Origin of the sequence: Phyllobacterium calauticae, from assembly GCF_019991125.1 — a bacterium.
Taxonomy (GTDB): domain Bacteria; phylum Pseudomonadota; class Alphaproteobacteria; order Rhizobiales; family Rhizobiaceae; genus Phyllobacterium; species Phyllobacterium calauticae.
The window spans coordinates 24,134-36,048 of sequence record NZ_JAGENB010000006.1; the positions used below are offsets into that span (position 1 = coordinate 24,134).

At 60.1% G+C, this 11,915-nt stretch carries 13 protein-coding genes; 6 read left to right on the forward strand and 7 right to left on the reverse strand.

Features of this window, described 5'->3' with window-relative positions:
- Window positions 1-41 precede the first annotated feature (41 nt).
- Window positions 42-1,367 (reverse strand): ABC transporter permease, encoded by a 1,326-nt coding sequence (locus J1W56_RS19490; protein WP_223614965.1) that lies wholly within the window; start codon window positions 1,365-1,367, stop codon window positions 42-44.
- Window positions 1,364-2,920: a sugar ABC transporter ATP-binding protein gene (locus J1W56_RS19495; protein ID WP_319025571.1), complete on the reverse strand. Its 1,557-nt coding sequence runs from the start codon at window positions 2,918-2,920 to the stop codon at window positions 1,364-1,366. The genes J1W56_RS19490 and J1W56_RS19495 overlap by 4 nt, the downstream gene beginning before the upstream one ends.
- A gap of 136 nt (window positions 2,921-3,056) precedes the next feature.
- Here J1W56_RS19495 and J1W56_RS19500 point away from each other — a divergent pair, with 136 nt between their 5' ends.
- Window positions 3,057-3,761 (forward strand): GntR family transcriptional regulator, encoded by a 705-nt coding sequence (locus J1W56_RS19500; protein ID WP_223614967.1) that lies wholly within the window; start codon window positions 3,057-3,059, stop codon window positions 3,759-3,761.
- A 21-nt stretch (window positions 3,762-3,782) separates the two neighbouring features.
- Here the strand turns inward: J1W56_RS19500 and J1W56_RS19505 are convergent, their stop codons facing one another.
- Complete coding sequence (locus tag J1W56_RS19505) at window positions 3,783-4,358, reverse strand: DUF1349 domain-containing protein (protein ID WP_223614968.1); 576 nt, start codon at window positions 4,356-4,358, stop codon at window positions 3,783-3,785.
- A 165-nt stretch (window positions 4,359-4,523) separates the two neighbouring features.
- Window positions 4,524-4,817, reverse strand: coding sequence for a hypothetical protein (locus tag J1W56_RS19510; protein ID WP_223614969.1), 294 nt, complete (start codon window positions 4,815-4,817; stop codon window positions 4,524-4,526).
- Between the two features lie 285 nt (window positions 4,818-5,102).
- Between J1W56_RS19510 and J1W56_RS19515 the strand changes: the two genes are divergently transcribed.
- From J1W56_RS19515 to J1W56_RS19530, 4 genes are all read left to right on the forward strand, one after another.
- Window positions 5,103-6,113, forward strand: a complete 1,011-nt coding sequence (locus J1W56_RS19515; RefSeq protein WP_223614970.1) for an iron ABC transporter substrate-binding protein — start codon at window positions 5,103-5,105, stop codon at window positions 6,111-6,113.
- Between the two features lie 210 nt (window positions 6,114-6,323).
- Entirely contained in the window at window positions 6,324-7,865 is a 1,542-nt protein-coding gene (locus tag J1W56_RS19520) for an ABC transporter permease (RefSeq protein ID WP_223614971.1), read from the forward strand.
- Complete coding sequence (locus J1W56_RS19525) at window positions 7,862-8,944, forward strand: ABC transporter ATP-binding protein (RefSeq protein ID WP_223614972.1); 1,083 nt, start codon at window positions 7,862-7,864, stop codon at window positions 8,942-8,944. The genes J1W56_RS19520 and J1W56_RS19525 overlap by 4 nt, the downstream gene beginning before the upstream one ends.
- Before the next feature lie 67 nt (window positions 8,945-9,011).
- Entirely contained in the window at window positions 9,012-9,524 is a 513-nt protein-coding gene (locus J1W56_RS19530; protein ID WP_223614973.1) for a DUF1993 domain-containing protein, read from the forward strand.
- A gap of 11 nt (window positions 9,525-9,535) precedes the next feature.
- Here J1W56_RS19530 and J1W56_RS19535 read toward each other — a convergent pair whose 3' ends face one another.
- Entirely contained in the window at window positions 9,536-9,898 is a 363-nt protein-coding gene (locus tag J1W56_RS19535; RefSeq protein WP_223614974.1) for a DUF6481 family protein, read from the reverse strand.
- A gap of 305 nt (window positions 9,899-10,203) precedes the next feature.
- On the opposite strand from J1W56_RS19535, the gene J1W56_RS19540 reads away from it, so the two are divergent.
- Window positions 10,204-10,530, forward strand: coding sequence for a hypothetical protein (locus tag J1W56_RS19540; RefSeq protein ID WP_223614975.1), 327 nt, complete (start codon window positions 10,204-10,206; stop codon window positions 10,528-10,530).
- Window positions 10,531-10,536: 6 nt separating this feature from the next.
- Here the strand turns inward: J1W56_RS19540 and J1W56_RS19545 are convergent, their stop codons facing one another.
- The gene (locus tag J1W56_RS19545; RefSeq protein WP_223614976.1) at window positions 10,537-11,475 is read right to left on the reverse strand and encodes a bifunctional helix-turn-helix transcriptional regulator/GNAT family N-acetyltransferase; all 939 of its coding nucleotides are present in this window, start codon (window positions 11,473-11,475) and stop codon (window positions 10,537-10,539) included.
- A 126-nt stretch (window positions 11,476-11,601) separates the two neighbouring features.
- Window positions 11,602-11,808 (reverse strand): TOBE domain-containing protein, encoded by a 207-nt coding sequence (locus J1W56_RS19550; RefSeq protein WP_223614977.1) that lies wholly within the window; start codon window positions 11,806-11,808, stop codon window positions 11,602-11,604.
- Window positions 11,809-11,915: the final 107 nt, after the last annotated feature.

Consider the following 11,915-nt stretch of genomic DNA (forward strand, 5'->3'; position numbering starts at 1 on the left):
TCAGATTCATCATATCCTCCCTGATATTGCTTGTTGTCAGTTCATTCCCCCTGCCCTTGCCGGTTTTCTGGCTTGCCGGGCACGGATTTCTTGGACGGCGTGGCTGTCATGAGCTGGTGGAGAAAAAACAGCCATCCGCTGGAGCGCCGCTCCTGCAGCAGCACCGCCACGATGATGATGATGCCCTTGAGCACCAGCTGCGTGTTGCTGTCGATATTGTTGAGCTGCAGGATATTGCTGAGAAAGCCGAAGATGAGGACGCCGACAAGGGTGCCGATCATCGAGCCGCGACCGCCCATCAAGCTGGTGCCGCCGATCACCACGGCGGCAATGGCGTCGAGTTCAAGCCCCATGCCCGCATCGGGCTTTCCCTGCCTGTATTGCGCGACATAGAGAATGCCGGCCAGTGCGGCGAGATATCCCGATATGGCATAGACGCTGATCTTTACCCGCCAGACCGGCACACCAGCGAGCCGCGCCGCCTCTTCATTGCCGCCGATGGCATAGATGTACCGTCCGAACTTGGTGTATTTCAGGATCACCCAGAACAGGAGAATGATGCCGGCGAAAATCAGACCCGGCACCGGAATCAGCCCGAAAATGAGCGCGCGCAGGAATTCGAAATTCGCCGTCGCGTTGCTGCCGGTATAGACCGGCCAGACCGCCGTATTCTGCCCCGCCGTCAGGCGGGCAATGCCCAGTCCCGCCACCATCATGGCAAGGGTCACGATGAAGGGCTGCAGGCGACCGCCGACGATGACGAGGCCGTTGACCATGCCGAGCATGAAACCGACGGCCGGAACCACCACGAGTACCAGCAGCACGCCGGCCTTTGCATCAGCGCCGGAGGCGACCCACCAGGCAATAGCGGCCGCGGCGACCACAGCCACAAGGGCGATAATGCGGTTCAGTTGCGTCCGGTCATTTTCGGGCTCGCCAACGGAGCGGCCAGGTACCTTGGCAAGGAACAGCCCTGCCCCCAGCACAACAAGGAATGCCAGCACGAAAATGGCGGGAACGCCAATGGAATAGGCGGCCGACCAGCCCTCATTGGTCAGAAGCATGGCGCAGACGACGGAACCCAGCGCAAGCACGGACCCGACCGAGAGGTCAATTCCGGCAATGAGGATCACCAGTGTCATGCCCACGGCAGTAATGCCGGTAACCGAAATCTGCCGGAAAACATCGGACAGGTTGCCGTAGGACAGGAAAATATTGTGCCCCTTGGACGAGATCGGCGATGAGAAAATGCCGACCAGAAACAGCAGCACCAATCCCCAGTAGAGCTTGGTTGCATTCAGCAGGCGCTTGATCCGGCCAAGATTGCCTTGGGATGACTGCATGGTCTGCTCGCTCGTTCGTGTCATGCCGCGCCCCTTGTCAGAGCCGTGCCCAGGGGTGTCGCCAGTTCCATCACCTGTTCTTCGGAAAACGCTGTGCTCTCAAGAATGCCCGCCGCCCTGCCCTCGCACATCACGAGGATGCGGCTGGAGAGCGCAAGAAGTTCCGGCAATTCGGAACTCACCATGATCACCGCAACGCCGGACAGGGCGAGCTTTTTCAGGAGCTCGTAGATTTCATCCTTGGCGCCGACGTCGATCCCCCGGGTCGGTTCATCCAAGAGGACGACGCTGGGCCGGGTTTCCAGCCATTTGCCCAGCACGATCTTTTGCTGGTTGCCGCCGCTCAGCTGATCGATCTTCTGGTCCGGGCCATCGCAGCGCACGTGCATCGCTTTGATGATCCGGCCCGCTACGGGGTCCTCGCGCCGGCGGCTGATCCAGCCGAACGGCGCGAGCCAGGACAAGGACGGCAGCACGGCATTGGCCCGGATGTCCGCATCCATGAGAAGACCCGTTCCCTTGCGGTCCTCGGTGAGGAAGGCAATGCCCTTCGCCACCGACCGGCGCGGGGTCAGGGAAGCGGCGGCAAGGCTGGTGCCGTTGCGGGTGATCGTGCCGGAGCGTTCTCCAGTCGCCGCGCCAAAAATCAGTTCGAGCACTTCAGTGCGCCCGGAACCGAGCAGCCCGCCGATCCCGAGAATTTCACCGGCGTGGAGATCGAAGCTCACATCGTCGACAACATTGTGCATGCTGCCGCGCGAATTCGGGCGGCGCAGGCCGAGATGGCGCGCTTCAAGCACAATCGGCCTGCCCGATCTATCCGCCTTGGGTTCCGGCGCAGCCAGATCGCGCCCAACCATCATGCGGATGAGATCGCGCTCGCTTACATCCTGCGCCCGGCGCGTGGCGATGAAGCTGCCGTCGCGCAACACGGTGATCTTGTCGGCAAGCGAGAATATTTCATTCATCCGGTGGGAAATGTAGATAATGGCAACGCCGTTGCGGGCGAGTTCCCGCACAAAACTTGCCAGTCTCTGGGCTTCGGCCTCCGACAGCGCCGAGGTCGGCTCGTCCAGAACCAGCACGTCGGCATTCAGGGACAATGCGCGGGCAATCTCGACAAGCTGCTGCTCGCCGACGCGCAAATTCTCCACGTCGGCACGCGGATCGATATCGATGCCGAAGCGGTCGAGCAGTTGCGCGCTCCTCGTCTCGATGCTCTTGCGATCAATGAACAGGCCGCCGATCAACGGCTCGCGCCCGAGAAAAATATTCTCGGACACGCTGAGGCTTGGAATGAGATTGAGTTCCTGGTGGATGATGGCGATGCCGTTATGCTCGGCTTCGCGCGGCGAGGCGAAGTCGACCGCCCGCCCCCGGACAAGCATGTCACCGCCGCTGCGGCGATGCACGCCGCTGAGGATTTTCACCAGCGTCGACTTGCCCGCACCGTTCTCCCCCATGATGGCATGAATCTCGCCCGGATAGATGTCGAGATCGATACTTCGCAGGGCAACAATATGAGCGAATGACTTGCTGATGCCGCGCATCGAGACGATCGGCAGCTGACTATCCAAAATGTTCCTCCCAAAACATTCTTTCAAGTTAATATGTAACATGTTAGATGTTATTAGGCAGGAGTCAAATGCTTCATTCGGAGAAATGGAATTCAGCCTCCCGCCATGCAACAGGGCCTACCGGGGAGCTTTGGACGTGCAATTGGGGTCAGGCGGCAAGAGTTTCAGGGAACAGAAGGTCGTCGCGGTCACACGCAAGGACCAGGTTTATACCATCCTGCGGCAGGCCATCATTTCATCGCAGCTGGCACCCGGCGAAGCCATCCGCAAGGAACTGGTGGCGCTGCAGCTCGGCGTATCACGCACGCCGGTCAGCGATGCCATCAACCGCCTCGCCGACGAAGGCCTGGTGGAGATTTACCCGCAAACCGGCACTTTCGTTGCCCGGCTGCGCCTCGACAAGATCGAGACCGCCCAGTTCGTGCGCATTGCCCTGGAAACGGCGGCCATCCGGCGGGCGGCGGAGCGCAGCACGGCTGACATCGTGCAGCGCCTGCGCGACAATCTTGACCGGCAGCGCAAGGCGGCGGACTCCAGGGATTTCGAAGGGTTTTACGCGCTCGACGAGGAATTGCACGATATGATCTGCGATGCGGCGGGTTTGGTCGGATTGCGCGAAATTGCCGCCAAGGAGCGCAGCCAGATCGACCGCGTGCGGCGGCTGCTCCTGCACTACGAAACGCGTATGGTCGAAACGCTGAAAGAGCACCAGGCTATTGTTGATGCCATTGCCGACAACAGCGTCGAGCGCGCGGCGGCGGCGATGGAAGAGCATATTTCCAAGATGGGCAAAATGCTGCTGCAGCTGCAGACCAAACGGCCGGAGCTGTTTGCCGATTAGCAAACCGCCCCTCGCCGCGGCCTAGTCCGCATGCAGGTCACGCGGGATTGCCGGGCCGACCTCGAGTTCGCGGAATTCCGCCGCAAAGCCGCCCCGCTGCGGCGAACAGGCCATGATACCGACCGACGCATCGTCTTTGGGAAACGGCGCGAGCCTTGCCATCTGCCATGGCGCATCATTGATGGCATACTGGACCCGCACCGCATCATCATGGCGGGTGAGCCGGATGTGCACCGCGTCGTCGACACGGGCGCTGTGCAGGGGAATAACGGACCAATCGGATATGCGGTTGGTCACGACAACGCTGAAATGCATGAGGCCGTCGGTATATTCGATGCCGGTCTTGATCCAGGTCCGGGCGTCGATCCGCAGCATCAGACCGGCCTGATCATAGAGTTCCCGGTAATCGCCGCGCACCGTCACGCGGGCGCTGAAATCGCCGCTGACCGGCGTCAGATAGGCATGGCCGTTGTCGCGCTCGAAACCATAAAAGGTATGCTGCCAGAAATCGGTGTTCTCAGCCGTCGCAAGCGAGAGCAGACGAGCATCGCCGTGATGGGACGGCGGCGCATTGAGCCAGTTGAACGCATCAGTCATCACTCTCTCCACACGCGAATCCGGCCTGAAACGGCAAATGCGGTGTAGCAGATTGCGGCTGGCGCTGAAACGCGCCGATTTCTGATCTTGCGGTCGCTGAAAGTCGGGATGCGCGATGGCTTTCGTGATTCACGCATATTCATGTCGGATTAACGGAGCAAAGTCTCACGAATGCAGTGTTTGCGGGCGTTCGTCGGCTGGCGTGAAGCGGAACGGCTTTTGAAAATGCCCTCTCTCCGCCAAGACGTTCAGTTCGCGATTTGCCGCCATGACGGCCAGCTCATCCACATCGCGCACACCGCTTTCATAGATCGCAATGACAATCCGGGCGAGCTGGTTGCAGCGAGCGTGGGTTTTCGGGCAGCGATCGAGCATTTTTGAAGCCCGGTCATGGGCCTGCTGCATGATGTCCCAATCCGTCGTGGAGTGAATGCGTTGGTCCCTGCTTGAAAAAGGCATGACACACTCCCTGGATATGACTGAAAGTTTTGCAATGCCGCACTGCCGTGCCTGTGGCAGGGCAAAATCGCGGACAAAACGAGTAGATTCCTCTTTGCACCGGAACGCAAATCACACCCGACAAAGCTGGTGATAACTATTTTGTGATAGGCATTTTGGGTTATAAACGCCAACCATTTTTTGTTGACCAGACCGCTCATGTTTTGTATGGCTCACTTGTTCCGGGGTCCATTGCTGGCGCAACCGAAATTTGCTCTGCAAGCCATACAAATCAAAGAGGTTTTCATGAAAATCAACTTTCCGACTTTTGCAAGTGCCGCGGCGCTCGCTGTTGCCTTGATCGCCGCGCCGGCGATGGCGCAGAACGCCGATGGCATCGTTGTCTACAATGCGCAGCATGAAAGCCTCACCAAGGCGTGGGCTGACGGTTTCACCAAGGAAACCGGCATCAAGGTGACGATCCGCAACGGCAAGGACATGGAACTGGCCAACCAGATCGTGCAGGAAGGCGCTGCTTCCCCGGCTGACGCATTCCTGACGGAAAATTCCCCGGGAGTGGTTCTGGTCGACAATGCCAAGCTGTTCGCACCGCTCGACAAGGCAGTGCTCGATCAGGTGCCGGCCAATTACCGCCCGGAACATGGCCGCTGGACCGGCGTTGCCGCCCGTTCCACCGTGTTCGCCTATGACAAGAACAAGCTGACGGAAGACAAGCTGCCGAAGTCGCTGCTCGACCTTGCCGATGCAAGCTGGAAGGGCCGCTGGGGCGCCGCACCGGCTGGCGCGGATTTCCAGGCAATCGTCAGCGCGCTTCTGGAACTCAAGGGTGAGGAAGCCACAGCCAAGTGGTTGAAGGCACTCAAGGAAAATGCGACCGCCTACAAGGGCAACAGCGTCGCCATGAAGGCCGTCAATGCCGGAGAAATCGAAGGCGCGGTGATTTATCACTATTACTATTTCGGCGATAAGGCCAAAACCGGCGAAAACACCAAGAACGTGTCCCTGCACTACTTCAAGCATGAGGATCCGGGCGCATTCGTCAGCATTTCCGGCGGCGGTGTTCTGGCTTCGAGCAAGCACAAGGAAGATGCCCAGGCGTTCCTGAAGTGGGTCACCGGCAAGGCTGGCCAGGCAATATTGAAGGACGGGGATTCCTTCGAATATGCCGTTGGCAAGGATGCGGCATCCAATGCCGCTCTGGTGCCTCTGGCCGATCTGCAGGCGCCGAAGGTCGAACCTTCGAAGCTGAACAGCAAGAAGGTGACGGACCTGATGACGGCAGCGGGCCTGCTGTAACCACAATGCCGGTTAGCCGGCAATGAAATAACTCTGGACACCTCCTGCACAGACATTTGATCTTGCAGGGGGTGTTGTTCGATTCCCCTTCGGGTATGAAGGCCAATCTGGCCGCCGGCGGGTGTTCGTGCATATGAAAGCAAATGTGAATTGTTGTCTACCGGATCAATAAACGGCCAACGTCCCGATGCAGCTGCTGCGCAGCTGGCCTTGGTCCCGCATCATGCCGTGCGTCGCCTGCCGTTTTTATCCGTGTTCGGCCTTGCCGGGCTTGTTGCCCTGCTCAGCCTTCTGCCGCTCGGTTTCGTCATCTGGGTTACCATCCAGACCGGCTGGGATACGGTGGTCACCCTGGTGTTCCGCGCCCGCGTCGGCGAACTCCTGATCAATACGGTGCTGCTGGAAGTCTGGACAATCCCGCTTTCCATCGTTCTGGCGGTCAGCCTTGCCTGGCTGACCGAGCGCACCGACCTGCCTGGCGCCCGCCTGTGGGCGTGGCTCGCGGTTGCGCCGCTTGCCGTACCGGCCTTTGTCCACAGCTATGCCTGGATCAGCATGGCCCCCAGCCTGCACGGCCTGTTCGGCGGCGTGCTGGTTTCCGTTCTGGCTTATTTCCCGTTTCTCTATCTTCCGGTCGCGGCGCAGATGCGGCGCGTCGATCCGGCCATGGAAGATGTCGGCGCATCGCTTGGCCTCGGGCCATGGCGGGTCTTCTTCCGGGTGCTCCTGCCGCAGTTGCGTTTTGCCATTTGCGGCGGCTCCCTGCTGATCGGCCTGCATCTTCTGGCGGAATACGGCCTTTTCGTCATGATCCGCTTCGATACCTTTGCGACAGCCATCGTCGACCAGTTCCAGTCGACCTTCAACGGTCCTGCCGCCAACATGCTGGCCGGTGTTCTGGTGCTGTGCTGCGTCGGTTTGCTGGCTCTGGAAGCGTTGATCCGCGGCAATGAACGCTATGCCCGTGTCGGCTCGGGATCGGCCCGCCCGATCACAAAGTACCGGCTGGGCTGGCTCGCCCTGCCTTGCCTGCTCATTCCGCTGGCAACCACGGCGCTGGCGCTGGGTGTTCCGTTCGTCACCCTTGGCCGCTGGCTGATCGCCGGCGGCACATCGGTGTGGAAGCTGAACGAAATCGGCACTGCCTTCGGGACAACACTGCTGCTGGCCGTTGCCGGGGCCTTGCTGGCCACCGTCGCAGCGACGCCCATGGCTTGGCTTTCCGTGCGGGCTCCCGGCCGCATGCAGCGAGCCCTCGAGGCCTGCCATTATTATGTCGGCTCCCTGCCCGGTGTCGTGGTCGCGCTGGCGCTTGTGACCATCACAGTGCGTGTTGTCCTGCCGCTCTATCAGACGGCGGCGACATTGCTGCTCGCCTACGGGCTGCTCTTCCTGCCGCGCGCCCTCGTCGGACTGCGGGCCAGCATCGCGCAGGCGCCTGTCGAACTGGAGCGGGCCGCCATGGCGCTCGGGCGCACGCCGGTGCAGGCGGTCACGCGCATTACCATGCGGCTGGCCGCGCCCGGCGCCGCCGCCAGCGTAGCATTGGTGGCACTCGGCATTACCAACGAATTGACGGCCACGCTGATGCTTGCGCCCAATGGCACGCGTACATTGGCGACGGAATTCTGGTCGTTGACCAGCGAGATTGATTACGCGGCGGCCGCGCCCTATGCACTGATGATGGTGGTGCTGTCCCTGCCCCTCACGCTCCTGCTGCATGCCCAATCGAAACGGATAATTGGACGATGACCTTTCTCGACATTCGCGGTGTAACAAAACGATACGGTGTCACCACCGCCGTCGATGACGTCACGCTGTCAGTCCCGGCGGGCAGCCGCACGGCGGTTGTCGGACCATCGGGATCGGGCAAGACCACCCTGCTGCGCCTCATCGGCGGGTTCGAAGCCCCGGACAGCGGCCAGGTGACGTTGAACGGCGACGTATTGGCCGAGGGCGCGACGATCGTTCCGGCGCATCGCCGCAGTGTCGGGTTCGTAACACAGGATGGCTCGCTTTTCCCGCACCTGACCGTCGCCGACAATATCGGCTTTGGCCTGGACAAGCGCAGTCCCGACCGCAGCCAGCGTATCCTTGCCCTCATGGATATGGTCGAGCTCGACCCCATCATGCTGAACCGCCGGCCGCATCAGCTTTCCGGCGGACAGCAGCAACGGGTCTCGCTTGCCCGTGCCCTCGCACGCCAGCCCAAGCTGATGCTGCTGGACGAGCCGTTTTCCGCGCTCGACACCGGTCTGCGCGAAAACATGCGCAAGGCTGTTGCGGCGGTTCTGAAAAAAGCCGGCATTACCACCATTCTGGTCACTCACGATCAGGCGGAAGCCTTGTCCTTTGCCGATCAGGTCGCCGTGATGCGGCAGGGCAAACTGGTTCAGGCCGGACCGCCGCGCTCGCTCTATCTGAACCCGTCGGACCGCACGACGGCCTCGTTTCTCGGCGATGCAATTCTGCTGCCGGCGCAGATCGGCAACGGCTGGATCGATTGCGCCTTTGGCCGGTTGAAGGCGCGAACAGCCGAACGGCTGGGCACAGCGGAAATCATGCTGCGCCCCGAACAGCTGAAACTTGTCTCCGTCACCGAGAGCGACGCCGTGGCCGCCCCTGACGGGAATGCCGGTTATGGCAAGGTCGTTGACATCGAATTCGGCGGCGCGGTGTGCACGGTGACGCTTGCCATCATGGGAGACCACGGTTCTTGCAATGGCCAGCGGGCCGCGCCGGTGCAGATAAAATGTTCCGCAGTCAATCTTCCTGCAACCGGGGATCACGTGCGCATTGAAGTCCTTGGCGAGCCGCATATATTTGGCTGATGCGGTTGCTGTTCCGGAATCGGAAAGCGCAACTGCTTAAACAAGCATGCTCCCGGAAGGAACACCCATGCCGCTCTCCATGTACCAGATTTCAGTCCCGGTCTTTATCCGCGGGTTTTCGATCGTCTCGGCGCTGATTGCCAAGGCCGAATCCTATGCGCAGGAAAAGAAGATTGACCCTTCCGTGCTTGTCAGCGCGCGCCTGGCCCCCGACATGCTGCCGTTTTCGGGACAGATCCAACGGGCCAGTGACACATCCAAGGCGACCATTGCCCGCCTGACCGATGTCAAAGTGCCAAGCTTCCCCGACGATGAAGTGAGCTTTGCCGATCTGAAGGCGCGGATAGACAAGACCGTCGCCTTTCTGGAAGGCCTGGACACATCAGTGCTCGATGACAGCGAAGGCCGCGAGGTTACCCTGAGCTTTGGTCCGCACAAGGCGCATCTGGGCGGCCATGACTACATGCTGCAGTTCGCGTTGCCGAACTTCTTTTTCCACGTCGCCACCGCCCATGACATCCTGCGGCACAATGGGGTTCCCATCGGCAAGCTGGATTATCTGGGCGCCTACAGCAACTAAAAGAGAAGCCGTTAGCGCTGTCTTGCCTTGCGGGCAGCGTAGCGGCGATCGCGTTCCGCCTTGCGCTCGGCCTCATCGGCGATGACGCGGGCGATCCGGTTGCTTGACTCGGCCTGAAGCGCCTTTGCGGCGGCTTCTGCTGCTTCTGCCACGGCTGCGGCTTCCGCAAGCTTGCGGTCCCGTTCTTCCTGCCTTGCGCGCTCGCGCTCTTCCTGCCGTGCCGCACGTGCCGCCGCAATGGCTTCCCGTTCTGCGCGTTTTGCCTGCACCTCAGGGTCGGTCGGCTTTGGTGCTTTTTCGAACTTTTTGAGAAGCAGTTGCTTGGCCTCGGCCGCCGCTTTGCGGCGATCAGCGAATTCATTGAGATGTTTCAAACCGGGGTAGTCCTTGTATGGGTCGTTTTGGATCTGCCGGAGGCGCGCCCGGCACCTGCCGTTCACGCTACAACGCACCGCATCACGCAGCGCCGCAGATAGAGTTCCTGTAACCTACCCGGCTCGCCGTGACAATGAAAGCCCCGTCTAAAGACCAATTGAATTATCAAGATTTCCGGCTCATTGTAATATCTGGTGTCGATTGGCAAAAAGAACGTGAAAACCTTCGGGTCACGCACCATATCTCTGGAAACGATCAGGCGTCACAATCTGGCACCACGGACGGACGCCCATGGGAGAGCAACATGGCTCACTTTGAATATCAATTGCATGCCTTTGATCTTGATAGCAAATTTGGTTTTGCTGACGGCAATATGTTTGGCGCGCTGCTGCGCGAAAAACTCGGGAGGCTGGCACCCAACAAGCGCGAGGTGCTGGTCGAATGCGTCAAACGCTTCCTGTTGCCGGCCATTCCGCGCCGGGTACAGACAATGATTGTTGCCAAGGGCCATAACCCGATCCGGCTGGTTGCCGGCGAAACCATCGACGATGTCGAAGATGTCACGGTCGGCATCCGGGAAAAGGACGTGCTGCAGATTGCCCGCGAGCTTCTGCGCCGCGTCAAGTCCTAGACGGGTTCACTCCGGTCGCAGATCAAGTGTCCACGTCTGTCCAACAAGGTCGTGGCCGAAAGAATGGTGCCGTTCTTCCTCCATGAGCTTGAATCCGGCTTCCTGATAAATGCGCCGGGCCGAAAGCAGAAAGTCATTTGTCCAGAGGGTTAGCTTGCGATAGCCGACGGCCCGCGCCCGCTCGATGCAGGCGGCAACAAGCGCCGAGCCGATGCCCAATCCCCGCGCTGACGGTTCCACATAGAGCATGCGCAATTTGCCGACCTGCGGGTCGTCCGTGCGCATGAGAAAGACCGAGCCGGCAATTTCACCATTCCGGTCGGCAATCCACGCCTGTTCCCGCGCCGGATCGAAGTTTGCGATAAACCCGGACATAATGCCGGCAATCAGACCTTCAAACGTCCAATCCAGATTGTATTCCTTGTTGTAAAGATAGGCCTGCCTGTGAACGACCAGGCCAAGATCGCCTGCCCTGGGAGCCCGCAAGGTGTAGGCCGGAGCCGGGCTGACCGTTTCGGATCGATTGCCCAGTATGGAGCGGATCTCGCGCATGGATTGGGTCAAGCGGCTGACACGGGCTGTATCGAGCAGCGCAAGCACCGCATTGGCCCTCTCGATAGCGCTTCGGTCCAGCGCTGCGAAGGCAGCCTGCCCCTCCGGCGTCAGCGAGAGGATACGCAGCTTGGCGTGATCGGTGCTGACCGTGCTGCTGACAAGCTGGCGCGCTTTGAACCGTGCCAGTATCCGGCTGATCTGCGCGGTGTCCATGTCGAGTATCCGCGAGAGGTCGGCAGCCGTTTTGACGGTGTCATTATTGGCAAGTTCATAGAGAATGCGCGCTTCGGGAAGCGAAAACGGACTGTCGGTCAGATGCTCATCCAGCAGGCCGATAATGTGGGTGTAGAAGCGATTGAACGTGCGTATTTCTGCGACCGGTTCCGACATCGGCCCATTCCTTTGCTGTTGACTGGCTTGAGTATTGACTCAGTCAACATTAAAAGGCAAGCGGTTGTCGGCACAAACGGAAAGTGCCCGCGAACGGGCACCTTCATTGCCGACGTGACTGGTCAATCAGTCAACGGCGACCATGACGTCGGAAGCCTTGACGACGGCATAGGCACTGTCGCCAACCTTCAGCTGCAACTCGTCAACGGCTTCGTTGGTGATTGATGCCGTGACGATTGAACCGCCGACATCGATGCGGACATGGGCCGTCGTTGCTCCCTTGGTCACTTCGACAACTGTCCCTTTCAGCCGATTGCGTGCACTGATCTTCATGGCGTTTCTCCTGTGGTTTGCCGCACTTTAGACGGGCGAATGCTGTTTACAAGAAGCAAAAGAAAAAGGCCCGGAAAACCGGGCCCTTTCTGCGTTCTCCCAAGGAA

What these genes read in the sequence shown, in the direction of transcription:
- J1W56_RS19510 (WP_223614969.1), bottom strand. Translation starts at nt 4,817, where the DNA reads ATGCCTTTTTCAAGCAGGGACCAACGCATTCACTCCACGACGGATTGG.
- J1W56_RS19525 (WP_223614972.1), top strand. Translation starts at nt 7,862, where the DNA reads ATGACCTTTCTCGACATTCGCGGTGTAACAAAACGATACGGTGTCACC.
- J1W56_RS19530 (WP_223614973.1), top strand. Translation starts at nt 9,012, where the DNA reads ATGCCGCTCTCCATGTACCAGATTTCAGTCCCGGTCTTTATCCGCGGG.
- J1W56_RS19540 (WP_223614975.1), top strand. Translation starts at nt 10,204, where the DNA reads ATGGCTCACTTTGAATATCAATTGCATGCCTTTGATCTTGATAGCAAA.
- J1W56_RS19550 (WP_223614977.1), bottom strand. Translation starts at nt 11,808, where the DNA reads ATGAAGATCAGTGCACGCAATCGGCTGAAAGGGACAGTTGTCGAAGTG.
- J1W56_RS19490 (WP_223614965.1), bottom strand. Translation starts at nt 1,367, where the DNA reads ATGACACGAACGAGCGAGCAGACCATGCAGTCATCCCAAGGCAATCTT.
- J1W56_RS19545 (WP_223614976.1), bottom strand. Translation starts at nt 11,475, where the DNA reads ATGTCGGAACCGGTCGCAGAAATACGCACGTTCAATCGCTTCTACACC.
- J1W56_RS19515 (WP_223614970.1), top strand. Translation starts at nt 5,103, where the DNA reads ATGAAAATCAACTTTCCGACTTTTGCAAGTGCCGCGGCGCTCGCTGTT.
- J1W56_RS19505 (WP_223614968.1), bottom strand. Translation starts at nt 4,358, where the DNA reads ATGACTGATGCGTTCAACTGGCTCAATGCGCCGCCGTCCCATCACGGC.